Raw genomic sequence first — 20,129 nt, 5'->3', positions numbered from 1 at the left:
TCATGGGCCCAGGGGCCCATAACATCCCGCCGCGGGACCGCTACGGTCTACCTCCATGGGCATGTGGCGCAACGGCAGCGGTCAGTTGACGGTCATCGGGCGGAACGGAGCCCCGGCGGAGAGTCCCACAAATCGTTCCACCGGTATCGCCCTGGAGATCGCCGCGTCGTACGGCACCCGGCGGCGCGGGCTTCTCGGACGGGACGGCATCGAGGGCGCGCTGCTCATCACGCCCTGCAACAGCGTCCACACCTTCCGGATGCGCTTCGCGATCGATGTCGCCTATGTGGACAAGGAGTTGACCGTCCTCGACGTGCAGACGCTCAAGCCCGGCCGGCTCCCCCTCCCCCGCCTGCGCGCCCGCCACGTCCTGGAGGCGGAGGCCGGAGCCATGGAACGGTGGGGCCTGCGGCCGGGCGCGCGCGTGAGCATCAGCGTCGACGGCGGCACCGCGTCCGGCGGGGCCGGCGGGGCGGACGGCGCGGCGGGAGCGACGGGTTAAGCGAGCTTGGCGGCCTGGGCGGTCAGCAGGCCCGCCGGGAGGATCGGTGTCGTGCCGCTCTCGAAGTTCGCCGTGTAGAAGGTGGCCACCGTGCCTCCCACGCGTACGAGATGGAAGACGAGCGGAACCGGATCGCCTTCGTGGTCTCCCGTGACCTCGTACGCGAGCGCGTCGTCGCCCGTCTTCGCCACGTCGAGGCGGCGCACACCGGTGTACGTCGAGGGACCGTCGCCGCCGCGTGCGGTGAAGCCGTCCGCGCAGGAGCCGATGGCGGTGCTGAGCCGGCTCAGCAGCGTGCGCGCGTCACCGACGCCGTGGGCGCCGAGGAACTCCGACACGGCCGGACCGCCGTTGCCGTCCCCCCCCACGAGCTGACGGTAGGCCACGGCCTTGGCCCGCGGTTCCGGTGTTCCATTGATCAGGCCGACGAGTGGTGCGCACGCGCGCCTGTCGGCGGTCTCTCCCCGCGCCGGGGGCGGGTCCATCGGGCGGACCTCGAAACCGGACACGTCGCCGGTGGCGAGGACGGCGCGGTCCAGCTCGCCCTGCGCCAGGACCCTTCCGTCGCGTGCCCCGATGCCGGTCAGACCGGGGCGCGGACTCGCGGCGGCCGGTGCGGGAGCCCGCTCCGGCGGTCCCGTCGTCGCCCCGGTCGTCGTACTCGCCCGGTCGTCGGGCCTGTCCTTCCCGCCGTCCCCGCCGTCGCCCTGCCCGCCTCCGCAGGCGCCCGTCAGTCCGAGGACCAGGGCAACGGTCACGGCGGCCCCGGTCCTGTACGCGGTACGTGTCCTCATGTCCGCTTCTCCCCCGTCTCGTTCGTCGTTTTCCTCGTTTTCCTCGTTCGCCGTGGGCGGTCGGACCGGCGGCTCAGGCCGAATCGTCCGGCCGCAGCGCGGGCACGGGACCCAGGCGCGGCCAGCGGGACGTCATCCGGTCGGCCATCTGGCCGCACAGCCTTCCCAGTCCGTCGAGCGACGTGTCGTCGCCGTCCTTGTCCTCCACCGCTTCCGCCACCACGCGCAGCCGGTGCAGCAGCCGTTGCCGGGCGGTGGCAGTGCCCCAGGTCCAGTCCCGGTGCGCGAGCCTCGCCAGCCGGTCGGCGGTGCCCCGGTGGGCACGCTGTACGAGGGCGTCGCCCCGGATCAGCCAGCCCGCGCAAGCGTCGACGAGGTCGCTCGTGGTGGTGTCCGGGGCCGCCTCTCCGGTCGCCTCGTGCCAGGCCGAGCGGTACGCGTCCTCCGCGGCGGTGAGCAGCGGCTCCGGGGCGGCGGTGACACACCAGCAGGTGGGAAAACCGATGCGGAGATAGGCCAGTTCTGTCACACCTCGGCCGATCGACGCCTGTTCGAAGTCGATGAAGCGGATGCCGTCGGGGGTGTGCAGGTCATTGCCGGGGCACGGATCGCCGTGCAGCAGCGCGGGCCGCGCCGGCGGCCGGGCGAGCCGTTGGACGAGGGCGTCCAGCTCGTCGCGTACCGAAGGCACGGGCGGGGCCCCGAGGGTGTCCGCGAGGGCGAGGAAGGAGTCGATGTCGGTGCCGGTGGGGGCGGCCCAACGGGGCAGGGCGCCCTCGTCGGCCGATGCCCCGGTCATCAGGTCGTCGGTCATCAGGTCGTGGGTCACCGGGTCGTCGGTCACCGGGTCCGCACTCGCCGCTGTCGCCGCCGCGGTCACCGGCGTCGCCGACGACCGCGTCCGTGGCGCCGCCTGCCCGGCCGCGTGCAGCCCGGCCAGCGCCGCCGCGTAGCCCACCTGCCAGCCCTCCGCCGGGCGGCCGTGCTCCAGCCGCTCCAGCACCAGCAGCCGTGCCCGGTCCTCCGTGCCGAGCAGCCGGGGGACGACCTGGGGCGCGGCGTCGCCCGCCAGTCGGAGCGCCGCGACCTCACGGGCGTACCGTCCAGCCGCCCCGTTCCCCCCGACCAGTTGCTTGACGACGGCGGGCCCGTGGTCCGGCAGGTCGACCCGCCAGACGCGCGAGCGCGGGCTGCTGGCCAGCTCCCGGGCCCGGCGGGGCTCGCCGAGCAGGTCACGGAGCTCGTCCCCGAACGGCACCACCGTCCGCGCTCCCCGCGCCCCGCGCGTCATGCGCCGTTCCGGGGGAACGCGGTGACGAGGGGCGCCGGGCCGCCGCCGTACAGCTCCAGGCGGCGCCTCTCGTCCGCCCCGTTGCCGAGCCGGATACCGAAGGTCCAGGTGGGATCGAGGAAGAGAGTGTGCCCGCCCTCGAAGTCGAGGGCGAGGCAGCCGCACTCGGCCGGTCCGTACGGTGTTCCCGCGACCGCCGACGTCTCCGCGCCGGGCGGTGTTCCCTCACCGGCCCGCGTCTTCGTGCCGGGCGATGTCCCCGTACCGTCCCCGGGGTGGACGCGCAGCCGCGTGCAGACAAGTTCCTCCCGGCCGTCGCCGAAGAGCTGTTCCCCGTACGAGGCGACGATCACCTCGTCCTCGGCGTCCACCAGCAACTCGAGGTCCGACCAGTCCACGGCCGCCGCGCGGGCCGCCGTCAGACCGGCGGACCGGCCGGCCGACGCGAACCTCAGCACACCCTCGTCCAGCCGCAGCCATACGGCCACGGGCTGCGGGCGGAACTCGGGTACGTCGCCGTCCCGGTCCACCCAGCCGGGGACGAGGACGTCGCGGACCCGGCGGTCGCGAAGCGTCTCCTCCACGGTCCGGTGCGTGCTCGCCGCGTTCACGACCTCACCGGCCCTTCGCGCGTCTCGCCGGTTGCTCCGCGCCTCACCACTTCTTCGTGCCTCACCCGTCGCCCTTCTTCTTCGGCACCTTCTTGGTGATCTCGATCGAGGTGTCGAGCCCCTCACCGCTCTTGAGGGCCGTCCAGAAGTCGCCGTTCTCCCTGAGAACGACGGTCACGCCCTTGCCACGATAGATCAGGCCCTCGGGCTCGCCCTTCTTCAGCGTTCCCTTGCCGACCAGTTCGAACGTGCCGTCCTTGATGGCGTTCGCGATGTCCTCGCGGAACCTCGGGCCGTCGTCCTTCAGCTTCTTGTACTTGGTCCCCAGCGCGTCCTCGATCAGCTTCTTGTGCCGGAGGAAGTGGTCCTTGAACTTCTTCGCGTCGCCCTCGCCCACGGCCGGTTTCCGGGCGCCCTCGGCCTCCTCCGGGGTCATCTCGCAGTCGTTGTTGTGGACGAGCGCGTTCGCGGCGCCGACCCCGACGTAGTACGTGTGGAGGTCCTGGACGGTGAGGTCGTAGGTGGTCTGCCGCTGGGTGTGGCGGGCGACGGCGGCGACCGCCAGGGTCCCGCCTCCGGGGGTGCGCAGCTCGTCCCCCGGGGCCAGTTCGCCGGCCGGTGCCCAACGGCGCTCCCCGCTCAGCCAGAACGGGTGCGTGTCCGTTGCCGTGAGCTGTGCGTACGCACCGGCCGCTCGGACCGTGAGCCGGGTGAAGTCCTTGTCGTCGTGGGTGACGATGGTCCGCTCGACGGCGCGGGCCCGGGTCAGGCCGGTCACGGGGTCGGTGGCGAGGACGCGAGCGCCCACGGGAACCCGGTCGATGGCGACCCTGGTGCCGTCCGCGAGGAGCACCGGCGTGCCACGGAGAAAGCTGTGCCGGACGGGGCAGGCGACCGGCTTCTTCTCGCCCGGCCGGTCCTCGGGATTCTTCTTGCGCTCGGCGTCGAGCTTCTTCTTCGCGTCGGCGAGCCGGTCTTCAGCGTCACCCACCCGCTTGCGGTTCTTGACCAGGTTCTTCAGGCCGTCGTACAGGTCACCTCCGTGCTTCTTCAGCTTTCTGACCAGTTCGACGGCCTTCTTCCACTTCCACGGCGCGCCGTACTTCGCCGCGAGCTTGCCCACGGCGCCGCCGACGAGACTCGTGAGCACGTTGATGAGCGTCTCCGTGCACGCGCCCATGTCGCCCTGGGTGACGCAGTTCAGGGCGTCGGTGATGCCCAGTTCTTCGGCGAGGATCTTCGCCAGCTCCCGCGCGGCCTCCTTGGCCTTGTCGGAGTCGGACTGCTCGGCGGCCTGGGCGTCCTGGAGTTCCTTGAGGGCGGCGTCGTAGTCGATCTGGGCCCGGGAGGTGTCCCCGTCGCCGGGATCGCGGTCGCCCGGACCGGGATCGCCGGGATCGCCTGGACCGGGATCGCCGCTCGCTTCGTCGTCCCCGCCGGTCTCATCGTTCGTGCCGGCCTCGTCGTTGCCCGCGGCTTCGTCGTCGCCGGCCGCTCCCCCGCCGCAGTTGTCACCGCCGGTGATCCGGCACACCTGCGTACCGATCCCCTCGGCAAGCGTCGGCCCGACCCCGGTGAGCACCAGCGCGCCGACGATGCCGGCCACAAGGGCCGCCACCCCGACGTACTCGATGGCTCCCTGACCCCGCTGCCTTCCGCGCAGCCCCGGCAATCTCACATCCGTACGCGGGACGAGCCGACGCGCACGACGACGAAAACGACGCACTACCCCCGATGGCGACATACGCAGCAGGTTATGGGCTCATACACCCCCAGTCTTGGGCCCCAGGACCCAAAACCGGACTCATCCGGCCGACCCAGACACCCCTGTGACGTGCCGAGGGGCGGCCCGCGGCGGGTCCGCCCCTCGTGTGGGACCTGGAAGAAGGTCTACGAGCTCTCCCCGCGCGGGAAGGAGACCTCCACGCGGCGGTTCTTCTTGCGGCCTTCCTCGCTGCTGTTGTCCGCGATCGGGTAGTCCTCGCTGTAGCCACGGACCTCGTACGTGATCCCGGCGGAGCCCAACTGATCGTTCAGGACGCCTTGTACGGCGTCGGCACGCTGCTTGGAGAGGACCTTTCCGTGCTCGTACGTGCCGAGGTCGTCCGTGAAGCCGAAGACGCGGACCTTGGTGGCCTTCTGCTTCTTGATCTCCGCGGCGATCTCGGCGATGCGCGCGTTCGCCGACGAGGTCAGCCTGGCGCTGTCCTTGCCGAAGAGGACCTCGGCCTGGAGCGCCATCTTCACGTTCTCCGGGGTGTCCTCGCGGCGCTCCTCGCCGCCCTGGGACTCGACCACCGAGATGATGTCGAGCACCTTCGCCGGGGCGAGGGTGGCGCCGCCCCGGAGCTTGAGGCCCGGTGCGTTGGCGTCGACCTGGGGCGGCGGGGAGGTCGACTCGGTGCCCGGCGGGACGCTCGGCGTCTCGTCGGCGCGGGCCCCGGCCGCCAGGGTGAACTGGACACCGGTGAACAGCACCGCCGCCGCGAGCGCCGTCACCGCCGGGCGTGCCGCGAGCGCGGAGGCCCCGCGGGCGCGGGGCGTCGTGGCACGCATCAGGAGATCTCAATCGTCGCGGTGGGCATCAGCGGCATCTGGAGATCCACCTGAGTGGTGGAGGCCGGCGGGGCCGGGAACTGGGCGAAGAACGGTTCGGCGGCCCCGCCGTCGAGACGGCTGATGCCGGTGGTCGTCAGCGGGTAGCCGTCGGTGTCGCGCAGGACGTAGTAGCGCTTCTTCTCCGCCTTGTCGACCACCGTGAACCCGGCCAGGGAGCGGCCGGTCCTGCGGACCTGCGTCTCCGACCCGTTCCACGCGATCGGGATCGTCTCCGACGAACTGGACGTGTTCTTCAGGGTGCCGGTGATCGTGAGGAACCCGCCTTCGTCACGTGTGGCCGTGTGAATGACGAACTGGAGCCCCTTGCTCCCGTTGATCGTCGCCAGCGTCTTGCTGGTGTCCGGCACCGTGGGGCCGTCGCTCTCCTTCGGCTTCGCGTCGCCGGGGGTGGAGGACGAGGACGACGAGCCGGCGCTCTTCTCCTTGTCACCGCCCCCGTCGCCGCCGCCACAAGCGGTCAGGGACACGCTCAGCGCCACCACGGCGAGGGCGGCCCCCGCCGCCCTACGGGCCTTCGCCCCGTGCCACACACTCATGAATCCGGTTCCTTTGCGTTCGCTCGCGGTCAGTCCTCGTCCAGACGGACGGAGAACAGGTCGGCCATGTCCGGGAGGAGGTCGAGATGCTCCGGATCGATAGTCCACGGGACGCCGCCGTCGCAAACGAGGGAGCCGGGTGACGTCGGCGTGTCGTCACCCTCGCCACCCTCGTCGTCGCCGTCGTCCCCGTCCGCGGGCGGCTCCTCGTCCTCCTCCGCGGGCTCGAAGGAGCACCGGGGCACGACGACGGCCGTGGCGTGGGCGTCGGCCCGCTTGTTCTCGGCCGCCGACAGGATGTTCTCGCCCATCGGCTTCTGGTTCTCGACATGGACCGTGAAGCCCCACCGGCCGTCCCCCAGCGCGCGGCAGTCCCCGTCGACCAGCTGGGCGTCGTTCAGCGCGGCGAACTGGCTCGCGGCCCGGCAGCCGTCGTACGTGCCCAGCGGATTTCCGTTGAAGACGTCGTCCAGCCAGCCGGGGTCGAGAAGGTTGGCCTCCAGATCGAGACGGAACTGGTCACGGGACTCCTGGGCCGCCGCCAGGGCCGCGGCGTCCGCCGCGCCCTGGGCTCCGTTGCGTGCGGCGCCGGCCTGACCGACCGTGAAGAACGCGAGCGCGAGAAAGAGCAGGCCCGCCACCATCGTGATGTAGATGGGGACGGCCTGCCCTGACTCACGAGCGTGGCGCATGGTTACTCGCCGCTCAGGATCTCTTCGACCTGCTCCGTCAGACCGTCGGCGATCGTCTCGTCCACGCCCGAGCCCACGATGGCCACGATGATCAGCGCCACCAGCACGATCACACCCACGTACTCGACGGCGCCCTGGCCCTGGTCGCGGCGGCTCTTGATCGCCGACACGGCGGTGTTCGCCCAGGAGCCGACGTAGACCTTGGCGTGGGCGGCGGCCTTCAGCGTGATGTTCGACATGGGGTACCCCTCCGGTGCCGGCCGGCCCCTTGTCGGCCGACGCATACGAATTCTCGGTGCCGTTCGCGGTTCCGGCTTCCTCCCGGCCGGTCTCGCTGGCGACATGAGAAACGTACGTGGGGGAGGTGCTCCCGGCCATGGGCCCGAGGACCCAACTCCGGGCCCAACTCATGGATTGGGCCCGCCAGGACGGGGCGACGGGTGTGGCGCGCGGGGCGGGGCGGGCGTCCGGGGCGGGTATGCCGCAGCCGCGCGGGCCCGGCACGTCGCCGGTGCGCGGCTCGTCTCCGTCATGGCCGCGCGGGGCGCGCCGTTCGCGGTCAGCCATGGGTCGCCGGCCCCCTTCCGCCAATGCCGTGCCACAGGGCGATCGCCTCGCCGCGGCTTCCCGCGTTCAGCTTGCCGAAGATCCGGTTGATGTGGTTCTTGACGGTCTTCTGGCTGATGAAGCAGGCAGCGGCGATCTGCTGATTCGTCATACCGGACGCGATCAGGTCCATGATCTCCACCTCCCGTTGGCTCAGCTCCGCGTACAGGGCAGGGCTCCCGGCGGCACCGGTCTGCTGCCGACCCTGGGAAGAATGTGCCACATCGACTTGCGAAAGCGAAGCGTTTTGAGGAAATTTCCGAGCGGCTGATTCCTGTTCAACACCCCCCGCCTGGCGATTCGTTGCGGTAGACAGGGAAGGATGACCGGATGGCGCCTCATATATATTTGCAGATGTTTGCTGTTGTGTATTCGCTGGACGGCTCCGCCCGGTGAGCGCCGTGCCCAGGCCGTCCGGCAGCGGCACCACCGGCCCGCCGTCCGGTCCGCCGCTCGCGCCCCCGTCCCGTACGGACGCCAGCAGCGCGCTCGACGCCGAGTGGGTGAAGTGGGCCCGGCCCTGACTGATGTCCCGTACGGCCTCGACCAGTTGGTCGGCGGTGAACTCCCCGTGCACGAGGTAACCGCCCGCTCCCAGCCGGAGGGCCTCGTGCACGATCTCGCCCTCCCGGCTGTACGTCATCATCAGCACCGGGGCCAGGCCCACCAGGTGCGGCAGCGCGGAGATGCCGTCGACGCCCGGCATGCGCACGTCGAGCAGGATGACGTCCGGCCGGTGCCGCAGGGCCTCGTCGTACGCCTGGCGGCCGTCCGACGCCTCCGCGACGACCTCGATGTCGTCGCGGCCGGAGAGCAGGACGGTGAGCCCCGCCCGAACCACCGGATTGTCGTCGGCGACCACGACCCGCATCGGCGGCGCGGCCGGCATCGCCCGCGGAAAGGGATCGCCGGGCGCCCACACCTGTTCGGGCCGTCCGGGCCGCCCTCGTTGCTCTGGTCGGCCCGGTCGTTCCGGTCGTTCCGGTCGTTCCGGTCGTTCCGGCGGTCCTGCCGGTGCGGGATGCCGGGGTGCCGCGTACGGACCCGGGTCACCGGGGATCTCGTGCGTCATGGCCGCGGCCTCCTCTCACAGTGAGCGAACGGGTGGATGTGTGTTCTCGGTCCGGATGTGCCCCGCGGCCGCACGGCTTCCGCGGGCTCACGGCGGCCGCGGCCCGGGCCCGTGGCGGCACGTGCGGCGTCATCGCAGTGCCGGCGCGGGAGGCGCGGCCGAGGGCCCGGCCGGCTGCTTCCGCGTCACGGGCCGCAGGGCGGTCAGCGGCAGTTCCAGCCGTACCTCGGTGCCCTTGGCGGCCCGCCCCCGGCCGATCCGGATCCGGGCGCCGATGGAAGCCGCCCGCTCCACCATCCCGACCAGGCCGAAGTGGCCCGCCCGCCGCAGGTCGGCCAGGGTCGTGCCCGGCGGCAGTCCGGCACCGTCGTCGTACACGCTGACCCTCAGCACCGGGCCCACCGGCCCCGCCGAGACGTTCACACGGCTCGGGCGCCCGTGTCGGTAGGCGTTCTCCATGGCCTCGGTGGCGATCGTCAGCACATGCCGGGCCACGGCGTGCGGGACGGGCGGCACCGGCGTACCGCTGATCAGCAGGAAGGTGGCCGGTACGCCGTGGCGGCGGGCGAAGTCCTTGGTCCGCGAATCCAGTTCCCTCAGCACGTCGACCCCGCCGTCGAGTCCCGACTCGCGCCGCAGGTCCGACAGCAGCTCGCGCGACTCCGCGGCGGCCCGCCGCGCGGAGCGGGCCACCAGCTCCGCCTGCCGTTTGACGTCCTGGGGGTCGATCCGGTCCGCCGACCGCGCCAGGCCGTCCGCCGCCAGGGCGAGGCCGTGCAGCGTCTTGGCGACCGAGTCGTGCATCTCGCGGGCGAGCCTGGCTCGTTCGGCCTCCACGGCGCCGGCCACGGCGAGCTGGGCACGCGCCTCCGTGAGCGCCTGGCTGGCGGTGCCGAAGCCGAGCATGAGGTTGCGCAGGGTGCTGCCGATCGCGCCGGCTATCACGCAGAGACCGGGCAGCAGCAGAGCGGTGAAAGCGGGCTCCGCGGCGCTGTTGACGGCGTACGCCCCGGCGACGAACAGCGACTGGAGCACGGCGAAGAACGCCGCGCCCCGCCAGCCGTAGACGAGCCCGGCCAGCAGGGGCGTGCAGATGGTGACGTACGCCAGCGTGGAGTCCGGGGAGGCCGTCACCAGCAGCAGCGCGCCGAAGATCATGTCGACGCCGAGCAGGAGGGGATGGCGCAGGAGCAACGGCCCGAACCGCTCCCAGTCCCGCAGCAGGGCGTACGACACCATGAAGGTGGCGAGGACGGCCGCACCGACAAGCCAGAGGCCCACTCCCGCGGCGGTGCGGGAGAGGGCGAAGGGGGTGGCGAGGGCGATCATCGCCAGTCTGAAGGCGAACACCTGGCGGCACAGCGCCTGGAGGGCGTTGACCTGGATCGCCAGCGGCGGGACATGGCGCGGAGCGGCGCCTCTCGCCGTCGTCGACAAGGCGTCGTCGTGGGCGCCGCCGGTGAGTGCGACGGTCTTCGGGGACATGGTGGGGTCACCTCCCGTTCTCCTGTGCGGGGCTGGATCGCGCTTCGTGCAGGTCGGTGGAGTCGTGGGTCGGGGTCGTGGGTCGGGGTCGTGGGTCGGGGTCGTCGGTCGGAGTCGTCGGTCCGTGGTGGCGGGTCGTTCGTACGACGTGCTGTGCGGCGGTCCCGCCACATCGGCGGCGTCCCGTACGTCACCCGCCCAGGATGTCGCCGAAGTCCACCCCCGAGCCGTAGTAGAAGCCCAGGACGATCAGCATCAGCGTGGCCGGGAGCATCACCATCGTGACCACGAGCGTGGTCTTCGGAACGGCCTGGGCCGCCTTGCGCCGGGCGTTCTGCGCGTCGGTGCGGCGCATGTCGTTGGCGATCTGGATCAGCGTGTCCACGATGGGGGCACCGAGCTCCTCGCCCTGCTGGAGGGCCGTCACGAACATCGACACCTGCTCGGACGCGTTGCGCTTGCGCAACTGCTCGAACGCGACGCGGCGGCTGACGCCCATGTCCATCTGGCGCAGGGTGATGCGGAGTTCGTCCGACCACGGCCCCTGGTACTTCTCCGCCACCCTCTCCAGGGCCTGGCGGAAGCCGAGCCCGGCCGAGACGACGACCGCGAGGACGTCCAGGAAGTCGGGCAGGGTCCGTTCGATGTCGTCCTTGCGCCGGCGGATGGCCGAACGGATGATCACATCGGTCCACACCAGTCCGAACGCGAGCGCGAGCAGCGCGATGACCGGCTGTCCGCGTAGCACCAGGGCGAGCGCCGCCAGGATCCCGAGGAACCCGTAGACCGCGCGGCGGGCCGCGTACCGGTCCACCGTGATGCCGCCCGGATTCCCCGCCATGTCCAGCCGGCGGCGCAGCGCCTCGACCCGCTTGGGCCCCATCATCCGCAGCACGGCCGGGGCGTAGCGCATCCCGAGCCGGTCGATGCCGGAGCCGACCGCGGTGGTACGGCCGGCGCCGACCTCCAGGGCGATGGCGAGGTCGCTGGGCAGCTTGGCGTCGGCGCGGATGAGACGTACTCCGAAGAAGGCGCCGTAGACGGCCAGTCCGAACGCGGCCGCGAGCAGCAGACCTGTCATGTGTCCTCCCCCCTTCTCAGACCAGGACCCGGGACAGCCGCCGGATCAGCACGAAGCCGACCGCGTACATGGCGAAGGCCGCGACGACCGCCGCCTGGCCCAGGACCGACCCCGTCATCTTGTCCAGCGCGCCGTCTCCCATGCCATTGATCAGCAAAAGGAAGCCGAGACCGAGCACCGGCACCGCGACCGAGGTGACCTTGATCTGGGAGAGCATCGTCGTGACCTCACGCCGGGTCTCCTTGCGCTCCTCCAGGGTCTCGGTGAGGTTGCGCAGGGAACTGACCACCTGGCCGCCGGCCCGGCTGGAGAGTACGAGCGTGGTGACGAGGACGACGAGCTCGCGCGAGGGCAGCCGGTCGGAGAGCTCCCCGAGGGCGTCCTCCATGGAGTGTCCGACGGCGAGCTGGTCGGCGACCCGGCGCAGTTCCTCGCCCGCCGGGTCGTCCAGTTCGTCGGCCGCCATCGCCAGGGCGGTCCGCAGCGCCAGACCGGCCTGGGTGGCGTTGGCGAGCACGCGGGTCAGCTCGGGCAGCTGGTTGATGAACGCCTCGGTGCGCCTGGCCCGCTGGTAGTTGAGGAAGGCGTTGCCTCCCCATATGCCGATCAGCGCGGCGAGGACCCCGAAGAACGGGGCGAAGACCGCGCCGACGGCGAAGTACAGGCCGAGCACCCCGGCCGCCGCGTACACCACGTACTCGCCCGGGGTCAGGTCCAGGCCGGTGGCGGCGATCTTGCGCTCGATACGCCGTCCGACCGAGGTGGCGCGCAGCCGGCGGTCGAGGGCGACGAACCGCCGGGGCCGGCCGCTCCCGGCTCTCGGCGGTCCCGTCTGGGACATGCGTTCGTAGAGCGCCTGCCCCTGGGCCTTGCCCGACGCGTAGACGTGCAGGCCGACGACGGCGAGCACGCAGGTGAGCAGGGTGACGCCGATCGTCAGCAGCGGGAGGTTATCCATGGCGGAGGGGACCTTTTCGGTGGGCGGGACATGCGCGGCGCGCTCTGGGGGGAGGGCCGGAACGGCGGCGGGCCGGACACACGGACGGGCGACGATCCGGGCGCGGGCGCGAGTGGCGAGTGGGCCGCGTGAGGTCCGGGCGCGGGCGCGAGTGACGGGCGTGGCGCATGCTCAGGCCACCGACTTGCGTACGGTCAGGTCCGACTCCGTCTCCGCGACCCCGAAGGCGGGCGGCACGGGCTCGTTCTTGAGGTAGAGGCGGTCGGCGATGCGCCGGGGCAGCGGATAGTACGCGAACTTCCCGTGCACGCGCCCGTCGGCGGCCATCGGCTCGGCCAGGAAGCGGCAGACGGAGACGATCCGGTACTCCTCCCGGCCGTGCGAGTCCAGGATGGCGATCTCGGTGACCCGGCGGGAACCGTCCGCGTGCCGGGTTAGCTGCACGATGACATCGACGGCGCTGTTGATCTGGTCCTTGATCGCCACGAACGGGATCTCGACCTCCGACATGGACGCCAGCGTCTGGAGCCGCATCAGCGCGTCCTCCGCGCTGTTGGCGTGCACGGTGGCCAGCGAGCCGTCGTGACCGGTGGACATGGCCTGGAGCATGTCGAGCGTCTCGCCGCCACGGACCTCGCCGACGATGATGCGGTCGGGGCGCATGCGCAGGGAGTTGCGGACGAGGTCACGGATGGTGATCTGGCCCTTGCCCTCGACGTTCGCCGGCCGGCTCTCCAGCGTGATGACGTGGGACTGCTGGAGCTGGAGCTCGGCGGAGTCCTCGATGGTGACGATGCGCTCGCCGTCCGGGACCAGCCCGGAGAGCGAGTTGAGCAGCGTCGTCTTGCCGGTGCCGGTGGCCCCGGAGACGATCACGTTGAACTTGGCGCGCACCAGGCCGGACAGCAGGAGCATCATGTGCTCGTCCAGCGAGCCGAGGGCGATCATCTCGTGCAGCGTGAAGGCCCGGGGGAAGCGCCGGATGGTGAGGATGGGCCCGGTCAGCGAGAGCGGAGGGATGATCACGTTCACGCGCTCGCCGGACGGCAGCCGGGCGTCGACCATCGGATTGGCCTCGTCCACCCGGCGGTTCACGGTGGAGACGATGCGCTCGATGGTCTGCATCAGCTGCTCGTTGGAGGTGAACCGCATGGGCAGCAGCTCCAGCCGGCCGCCCCGCTCCACGAACACCTGGTCCGCCCCGTTCACCATGATCTCGCTGATGGACGCGTCCTCCAGCAGTGGCTCCAGGATGCCGAGGCCGAGGGCCTCGTCGACCACCCGGCGGATCAGCTGCGTGCGCTCCATGGTCGACAGGACCGGGCCCTCGCGGCTGATGATGTGGCCGAGCACCCGCTCCAGCCGGGCCCGGCGCTCGGCCGCCGCCAGCGCGGACATCTCCGCGAGGTCGATCTCCTCAAGGAGCTTGGCGCGGTAGACCCCGACGAGGAGACTCTCCTCGCTCTGCCCTTTGGCCGGCTCGGGGCTGTTGATGCGCGCCCGCAGGCTCATGTCCTCAACTCCCAGGTTGTACTGGTGTACTGCTGCTCGGTTGTCTCTGCTGTCGCTGTTGTCTCTGCTGTCGCTGTCGCGGTGTCACGTCACGCCGTGACCGCCGCTACCGCCGCTGTCGGTTCGTCGGGCGCGTAGGTCCCGCGCGTACGTCGCGCGTCGACCGCGGCCTCGGACACGCCTCGATCGCGCCTCGGTCGCACGTCGGTCAGTCGCGCGGCATGGTCGACGTCCTCTTGGCATCGCCGAAGTCGAAGACGGGCAGGATTTCCGGAACCTTGACGCGCGCCGTGACCGTCACCGCCTCCGACGTCGTGCTCATGTCATCGATCCCGGCGTCCAGCCAGCCGCTCACCGCGGCCTTGGCCGCCGCGTCCGCGCTCATCGAGGTCTCGGCGTACGACGCGGTACGGGCGGCCGCCCGCGCCGCCGTACCCGCCTGCTGGGCCGCGTACGCCACGAGGCCGAGCTGGACGCCGACGAGCCCCACGAAGATCAGGAGCGTCAGCACACCCGCGTACTCCACGGCGGCCTGGCCCGTGTCCGCCTCGCCGTTCGGACGACGTCTCAGCATGGGTCAGCTCTCCTTCGTCGCGGACGCGCGGCCCTCGAGATCGACCGGAAGATCGAAGCCGGGGACGAGGACCGGGATCTTCACCGGGACGGTCGCCTCGACGAGGTCACCGGCCTCCGGGCACCTGACGTCGCCCAGGCTCCAGGAACCGGGGAGCTTGTCCGAGGCGGCCTCGTGGCACGCGGCGTTCCGGTTGCCCGGGTCCGCCACGGCCCCGGCCCGCGCCGCCTCGTCCGCCGCGTTGCCCGCCAGTGAGAAGGTGTAGCCCACCAGCGCCGCCTGCCAGAGCAGGACGCAGGTGGCCAGGATGAGGGGGGCCGTCCCGACGAATTCGAGGACGGCCTGGCCCCGGTCGTCCTTCAGCCGCGCCGACAGCCGGGACAACGGCCGCGCCCCGGGCCGCGCCCCCGGACGTGACCGTCGCCCGGGCCGCTCACCCCACTCGTACCGCTCACCCCACTCGTACCGCTCGCGCCGCTCGCGTCGTTCACGCCTTCCGTGTCGCCCGCGTCGTTCTGCCGGTTCCTGGACTCTCATGGTTCAACGCGCCCCCTCGGTCCTCGTCCGTCGCCAAACCGCCGCCGTCACCGTGACTTCGACCGTCCTCGCAGGACCCCGATCGACCCGCGGTCCCCCTTGAACCTGCCTTGTTTCTCCCCCGTTTCGGGGATCTTCACCAGTCCCAGTTCTCCCGCGAGGCCCCACAGGGCCTGCTTCACCGTGGACTTGGCCTCCAGGTCCTGCATCCGGCCCGCGTCCACCGACGCCTGCAGTTCCTTGAAGTTCGCCGGGATCGTCACGCGCGAGACCCGCGTGCCCGTGATCCGCTCCACCAGCGGCGGCTGGATCTCCGTGTTCCGCGTGAAGCGGTTGACCACGGTCACCGTCTCCTCCGCCTTGCGGATCTGGAGCCGGTCCCACAGCCGCACCATGCGCTTGGCCGCGCGGACGGACACCACGTCCGGCGTGGTCACCAGCAAGGTGATGTCAGCCATCTCGATGGCCGCCGCGTTCGCGCTGTTCATCTGCGTGCCGCAGTCGATGACCACGACCTCGTAACGGTTGCGGAGCGCGGAGACGACCTGCCGTACGGACCGCTCGTTGATCTCCTCGCCCCGCTCCCCCTCCGCCGGCGCCAGCAGCAGGCCGATCCCGCTCTGGTGGCTGAAGACCGCGTCCTGGAGCACGCGCGGGGATATGTCCTGGATGGTGGACAGGTCGACGATCGAACGCCGGAACTGCACGTCGAGGTACGAGGCGACGTCCCCGGACTGCAGGTCCATGTCGGCGAGTCCGGTCGTCCGGCCCGACGCCTGGGCCGCCAGCGCCAGCTGGACGGCGGTCACGGTCGTGCCGACACCGCCCTTCGCCCCGCTGACCGTGACGACCGTGCCACCGGGGCCGGTGAAGACGTCCCCGCCCGGGCCGAGGTGGCGTCGTACGCCCACGGACCAGCCGGCCGCCGCCTGGACCCGCTGGGCGAGTTCCTCGTACGAGAGCGGCAGCCCGACCAGGCCGCGCGCCCCCGCGTCCATCGCCGCGGAGAACAGGCCCGGGCTCGCGTCCGTGGTGACCAGGACGACACCGACGGCGGGGAAGCGCAGGGCCACTTCCCGGATCAGCTCGAGCGCCGGTACGGGGCCAATCCGCTCATGGACGAGGACCACCTCGGGCAGTTCCTCGACCGACTCGGCGGCCAGCCGCGCCAGCGTGTCGATGAGCGAGGTCGAGTCACCGACCGGACCGGCCGGTTCCGCGTCGGGGAGCTGGCTGAGCAGTGTGGTGATGGACCGGGCGGCGTCGGCGTCGCCGACGACCGGCAGGATTCGGGTGGTCATGCGTCCCTCACTTGTTCCCCTCCGACTCGTTCCCCTCCGAAGGCGTCGGTGTCTCTCACTTGTCCCCTTCGAGGGTGTAGGTGTTCTCGCCCGGCCTCAGGGTGGTGGGGCTGCCGTCGGCCAGAAGCGCGAGCCGTACGTGCGAGGCGAAGGACTCGGCGTACGCCACGCGCTGGGCGTCCTTGGTCTTCAGGGCGAACGTGATGGGCACCGCCTGCCGGGCCGCCCTGCGGCTGTTGTTGTCGCTGCCCGGCTCCAGCGCGGTGATCTTGCCGACGTCGAGCACCTTGGCGTTGGAGACGATGATCCGGGACTGGGCCCTGGCGGCCTGGCCGTCGCCCTCGAAGGTGGCGAAGATGTTCACCAGGTCGCCGGGGGTGATCTTGCCCGCCACTCCCGTCTCGGCGTCGATCATGATGGCGATCTCCTGCTCGTCATTGGCCAGTTCCGGCCGCTGGACGATCATGTCGTCCTGGAGCAGGGACCCCTTTTTCAGCTGGGTGACGGCGATCTTGCCGTTCAGCACCGCCAGGTCGGTCACGGCGTTCTCGGAAAGCCACCGCCTGGGCATGGTGACCTTGGCGAACTGATTCGGCTTGAGTTCCGTGTACGGCGCCACGTCTTCCTTGAGTTCGTACGCCTTGACCACGGGGCCGACCTTCGAATTCACGTCGCTGATCACCGAAAGGACGCCGACAAAAGCGCCGAAGGCACACAGGACCGAGAGAAGAAGGAGTATGACGCCGCGGCGCTGCCGTGAATTCATGGGCGGTAGGACCTCGTTCGGTGACAGGGTGCGGAGGGACGGGTGGAGGGCGGGCGGCGGGCCACCGGTGCGGTGCCGCCGCGGTGCGGACGGGCCGGTCGCGGCGCGGTCGCGCCGTACGGTGCGCTCGGGCCGACGGGGCGCTCCCGAGGCCCTGGCGGCGGGCTCCGGCGCCGGTCCGGCCGGGTCGGCGGCGAGGGTGCTCCGGGGCCCGGGAAGCGGTGTCCGGTCAGCGGCGGTCCGGGCCACCGGCCTCCCAGGAGCGGTTTCCGGGAGCACCCCCGGGAGCAGCCACCGTCTCGGAGTACCGGCCACGGGCGGGCCGCCGGGACCGGCCGGGCGCCGGGCGCTACGGGCGCTAGGAGTCGGGCTGCATGGGCGTTCCGTGGCTGAGGACGTCTGCCGGCCGGACCCGGTTCTCGTACGGCACGAGAGGCGCCGAACAGAATCCGCACCGGTCCCCTATCAGTTCGATACCGCACCAGGGGCATTTCTCCCGGCGGACGGAGGCGACCAGCTGATAAAGGACGGAGATGTCCGGGAGGAAGGCGGCGAATTCGACCATCTTGGCGGTACCCCACCAGCGCGGTGAATCGGCGAGGAGAGCACTCTCCTGGATTCCCTGCACCTGCCAGGCGGGAGCCAGCTTCGTGGTCACCCAGTCCGACTGCGACTGCCCCTTTCCGATCACCATCCGGGTGGCGAAGTCCGGTCCGGCGAGTTCTCCGGCACCGATCCTGATCAACTGGGGTTCGGGGTTCGCGACCACCCCGAACTGCGTACCCGGCAACCAGGATTTGGCATGCGTCTTGAGGCTCACCGGAACCCGGTCGAGCTTGGTCACGGAGTGGAGCAGCGCCCCGGCGTGGATGTAGTGCGTGAGCAGCCGGGCCGCCGAGGCGATGACGCCGGCGCTGAAGTCGCAGATGGACAACTGACGCAGCTGACGCACGAGTACGGCCACGCCGAGCGGCGGCAGATCGAGCTTCAGCAGAGCGATGCGGTCGCTCTCCAGGATGCCGCGCACCGTGTGCAGGCGCCGTTCGTGAGCGAGGGGAAGGGAGGTGGGACAGAGCACGACGACATAGCCGTGCTGTTCCACCAGAACCTGCATGTCGGCCAGGGCCGCGTCCAGGGGCTGGGCGTCCGGCGGGTGGACCAGGGCGGCGGTGGGCGTCGACGGGTCCGTGGGCGGTAGCACCAGATCGGGGCTGGTGACTGCGATCGCGGTGGGCACGGTGACTCCCCGTTCGGATCCAGCCGTCGGGAACCCGTCGGCCACGGTTCACGCCTGTTCGGCTCTTCTGGCAGAGCACTTTATCCACGACTTAAGGGCTAGAGAACACCTATCGGACGACGGTCCCGCAGCTCCGAGTAACAAGAACCAGCAAAGTCGGGCGAAGCAGTCAATAGTTAACCCGCGTTTCAATGAATATTCTGTTTGTTTGCTTCCAGCACCAACACGTTCCGTTTCGGTAACCAAGTGCTCCGTTTTGGGCCCGGATTGGGCCCAGGGGCCCACGCCATCGCGCGGGCCGCGACCGTACGCTCCCATTCCGATTCCGCGTGCGAAAGGCACCGGAGTCCCACGGGGGACGCGCATCGGACGAGGGGGACGTCGGGTGAGACGGGGAACGGGAAAGAAACCGGTGGCACGCGACCGCGGCGCCACCGCCACCGAGTACGTGGGTGTGCTGGTGGTCGTCGCGGCGGTCGCCGGAGCCCTGGTCGGTACGGGAGTCGACACCCGGATCGCGGCCGAACTCCGCTGCCTGGTGACCTTCAGCGGCCCCTGCACCGCGGGCGGTGGTGGCGGCGACCGGGACGAGTCGGCGTCCAGGAGCGACGCCGACTACGAGCCGGCCCTCTGCCAGATCTCCTCGGTCACGGACAAGGCGGGCGGCAAGGCGAAGGTCCTGTTCTTCGAATGGGGCCAGGAGTACGGCTTCCAGCAGCAGATGTTCGCCTCCGGCAAGGACCTCGACGGGGACGGCGAGGTGGGCGGGAAGGACCAGTTGGTGATGCTCACCTTCACCGACGCCGCGTCCGTCGCCGCCAAGAAGGACTGGAGACCGGGCGCCAAGGTCGGCAGGTTCGGCGCGGACAAGGTCGAACTCGGCGCCGGGCTCAAGGTGACCAACGGCGACACCTGGGTCTTCGAGAGCGAGGAGGAGGCCGCCGCCTTCCGCGACGACATCGAGAAGCTCAAGACGTACGAACTGGCCAACCGACAGTCGGGCGCGCGCGGCGGCGGCCTCGGCAACAGCATCCTCTATCTCTTCGGCAAGGGCCCGATGGCCGAGGAGGAGAAGCTGCGTGACCGGATCGAGGACAAGCTCGGCAACAGGCACATCAGTTACGGCAAGGTCGGCCTGGAGACGGGCGTGGCCGGCGGGCTCAAGCTGTCGGCGGGCGACGAGAAGAAGCTGAGCGCCACGCTCGGCGGCGACTTCACCTTCTCGCCCGAAGCGACCTGGACGAACAACGACTTCCGGGGCACCAAGGCGTACACGTACAGCGCGGCCGTCGAGTACGGCTCGAAGGCGGGCTACGAGGCCGGGCGCCTGACCGGCGAGTCGTCCGCCTCCACCACACAGACGGGCACGATCACCGTCTCCTACGACAAGAAGACGGGCGAACTGGTGCGCGTCGACATGACCCGTACGGTGGAGAAGGGCGGCGCGAAGGACGGCGCCGGCTTCGACGGCGGCAACGGCAAGGACGGCGCCGACAAGCGCGGCGGCAAGGGCAGCGCGAAGGGCGGCGACCAGGAGTCCGGGATCGAGGTCGTCTCCAACTCGGTGATCATTCCGAAGGGCTCCGAGGGCGACCGGCAGCGCCGGATCGCCCAGGAGTGGCTGGACGGCCACGGCGACAACACCGCGCCCTTCACCTACATGTTCGACGGCCACGCGCCGACGAAGCGTCCCGGCGCGGACGACCCGTTCGGGCGACTGCTGTTCGACGAGGGGCTGTCCAGCAGGCTCCGCTACACCGGGCGGACCGACGCGGCGGAGTACGGCTTCGAGCTGAATCTGGGCTTGAGTCTCGGCTTCTCGGTGTCGACCGAGCGGAAGGAAGAGACCCTGGACGAGGCGCGGTTCCTGGGGGCGCCGCACGGGGACAGCCGCGGCTATGTGCCGTACAGCTACTGTGCGAAGTGACGGTCGACGGGTGACAGGAGCGAAGACG

General features: G+C 70.9%; 20 protein-coding genes. 2 read left to right on the top strand and 18 right to left on the bottom strand.

From position 1 onward, the window contains the following. The first annotated feature begins 55 nt into the window (after positions 1-55). On the top strand, positions 56-502 hold the full coding sequence (locus ACU6P3_RS22245; RefSeq protein ID WP_447193812.1) for a DUF192 domain-containing protein: 447 nt from the start codon (positions 56-58) through the stop codon (positions 500-502). Here the strand turns inward: ACU6P3_RS22245 and ACU6P3_RS22240 are convergent. The 18 genes from ACU6P3_RS22240 to ACU6P3_RS22155 all read right to left on the bottom strand — a co-directional run bounded on the left by ACU6P3_RS22240 (position 499) and on the right by ACU6P3_RS22155 (position 18,174). Beyond that, positions 499-1,296 (bottom strand): hypothetical protein, encoded by a 798-nt coding sequence (locus ACU6P3_RS22240; protein ID WP_447193811.1) that lies wholly within the window; start codon positions 1,294-1,296, stop codon positions 499-501. The genes ACU6P3_RS22245 and ACU6P3_RS22240 overlap by 4 nt on opposite strands. A 73-nt stretch (positions 1,297-1,369) precedes the next feature. After that, positions 1,370-2,587 (bottom strand): phosphotransferase family protein, encoded by a 1,218-nt coding sequence (locus tag ACU6P3_RS22235; RefSeq protein WP_447193810.1) that lies wholly within the window; start codon positions 2,585-2,587, stop codon positions 1,370-1,372. Further along, positions 2,584-3,198 carry a hypothetical protein gene (locus tag ACU6P3_RS22230; protein WP_447193809.1) on the bottom strand — a complete coding sequence of 205 codons (615 nt, stop codon included), beginning with the start codon at positions 3,196-3,198 and terminating at the stop codon, positions 2,584-2,586. The genes ACU6P3_RS22235 and ACU6P3_RS22230 overlap by 4 nt, the downstream gene beginning before the upstream one ends. 61 nt (positions 3,199-3,259) lie before the next feature. After that, positions 3,260-4,816, bottom strand: a complete 1,557-nt coding sequence (locus ACU6P3_RS22225; protein WP_447193808.1) for a polymorphic toxin-type HINT domain-containing protein — start codon at positions 4,814-4,816, stop codon at positions 3,260-3,262. Between the two features lie 272 nt (positions 4,817-5,088). Beyond that, positions 5,089-5,754 (bottom strand): OmpA family protein, encoded by a 666-nt coding sequence (locus ACU6P3_RS22220; RefSeq protein ID WP_344274322.1) that lies wholly within the window; start codon positions 5,752-5,754, stop codon positions 5,089-5,091. After that, positions 5,754-6,353, bottom strand: coding sequence for a hypothetical protein (locus ACU6P3_RS22215; RefSeq protein WP_447193807.1), 600 nt, complete (start codon positions 6,351-6,353; stop codon positions 5,754-5,756). Before ACU6P3_RS22215 ends, ACU6P3_RS22220 begins: the two co-directional genes overlap by 1 nt. A 29-nt stretch (positions 6,354-6,382) precedes the next feature. Further along, the gene (locus tag ACU6P3_RS22210; RefSeq protein WP_447193806.1) at positions 6,383-7,045 is read right to left on the bottom strand and encodes a pilus assembly protein TadG-related protein; all 663 of its coding nucleotides are present in this window, start codon (positions 7,043-7,045) and stop codon (positions 6,383-6,385) included. A gap of 2 nt (positions 7,046-7,047) precedes the next feature. Beyond that, on the bottom strand, positions 7,048-7,284 hold the full coding sequence (locus tag ACU6P3_RS22205) for a hypothetical protein (protein ID WP_447193805.1): 237 nt from the start codon (positions 7,282-7,284) through the stop codon (positions 7,048-7,050). 320 nt (positions 7,285-7,604) lie between these two features. Further along, positions 7,605-8,723 carry a response regulator gene (locus ACU6P3_RS22200; protein WP_447193804.1) on the bottom strand — a complete coding sequence of 373 codons (1,119 nt, stop codon included), beginning with the start codon at positions 8,721-8,723 and terminating at the stop codon, positions 7,605-7,607. 129 nt (positions 8,724-8,852) lie between these two features. After that, positions 8,853-10,208, bottom strand: coding sequence for a sensor histidine kinase (locus tag ACU6P3_RS22195; protein ID WP_447193803.1), 1,356 nt, complete (start codon positions 10,206-10,208; stop codon positions 8,853-8,855). 190 nt (positions 10,209-10,398) lie between these two features. Further along, positions 10,399-11,289: a DUF5936 domain-containing protein gene (locus tag ACU6P3_RS22190; RefSeq protein WP_447193802.1), complete on the bottom strand. Its 891-nt coding sequence runs from the start codon at positions 11,287-11,289 to the stop codon at positions 10,399-10,401. Positions 11,290-11,305: 16 nt separating this feature from the next. Then, positions 11,306-12,247, bottom strand: a complete 942-nt coding sequence (locus tag ACU6P3_RS22185) for a type II secretion system F family protein (protein WP_447193801.1) — start codon at positions 12,245-12,247, stop codon at positions 11,306-11,308. 171 nt (positions 12,248-12,418) lie between these two features. Beyond that, the gene (locus ACU6P3_RS22180) at positions 12,419-13,759 is read right to left on the bottom strand and encodes a TadA family conjugal transfer-associated ATPase (RefSeq protein WP_447193800.1); all 1,341 of its coding nucleotides are present in this window, start codon (positions 13,757-13,759) and stop codon (positions 12,419-12,421) included. A 208-nt stretch (positions 13,760-13,967) separates the two neighbouring features. Further along, on the bottom strand, positions 13,968-14,333 hold the full coding sequence (locus ACU6P3_RS22175) for a TadE/TadG family type IV pilus assembly protein (RefSeq protein WP_447193799.1): 366 nt from the start codon (positions 14,331-14,333) through the stop codon (positions 13,968-13,970). A 3-nt stretch (positions 14,334-14,336) separates the two neighbouring features. Then, a complete protein-coding gene (locus tag ACU6P3_RS22170) occupies positions 14,337-14,717 on the bottom strand; it encodes a TadE/TadG family type IV pilus assembly protein (protein ID WP_447193798.1) in 381 nt (126 codons plus the stop codon). 200 nt (positions 14,718-14,917) lie between these two features. After that, positions 14,918-16,171, bottom strand: coding sequence for a CpaE/TadZ family protein (locus tag ACU6P3_RS22165; protein ID WP_030749919.1), 1,254 nt, complete (start codon positions 16,169-16,171; stop codon positions 14,918-14,920). A gap of 55 nt (positions 16,172-16,226) precedes the next feature. Continuing rightward, the gene (gene cpaB, locus ACU6P3_RS22160) at positions 16,227-16,937 is read right to left on the bottom strand and encodes a Flp pilus assembly protein CpaB (RefSeq protein WP_447193797.1); all 711 of its coding nucleotides are present in this window, start codon (positions 16,935-16,937) and stop codon (positions 16,227-16,229) included. Between the two features lie 358 nt (positions 16,938-17,295). Beyond that, entirely contained in the window at positions 17,296-18,174 is an 879-nt protein-coding gene (locus ACU6P3_RS22155; RefSeq protein ID WP_447193796.1) for a hypothetical protein, read from the bottom strand. 412 nt (positions 18,175-18,586) lie between these two features. Here ACU6P3_RS22155 and ACU6P3_RS22150 point away from each other — a divergent pair, with 412 nt between their 5' ends. Continuing rightward, the gene (locus ACU6P3_RS22150) at positions 18,587-20,101 is read left to right on the top strand and encodes a hypothetical protein (RefSeq protein ID WP_447193795.1); all 1,515 of its coding nucleotides are present in this window, start codon (positions 18,587-18,589) and stop codon (positions 20,099-20,101) included. Positions 20,102-20,129 lie beyond the last annotated feature (28 nt).

The sequence above is a fragment of the Streptomyces hebeiensis genome, from assembly GCF_052983195.1.
This window is presented reverse-complemented; position numbering and strand designations above follow the sequence as displayed.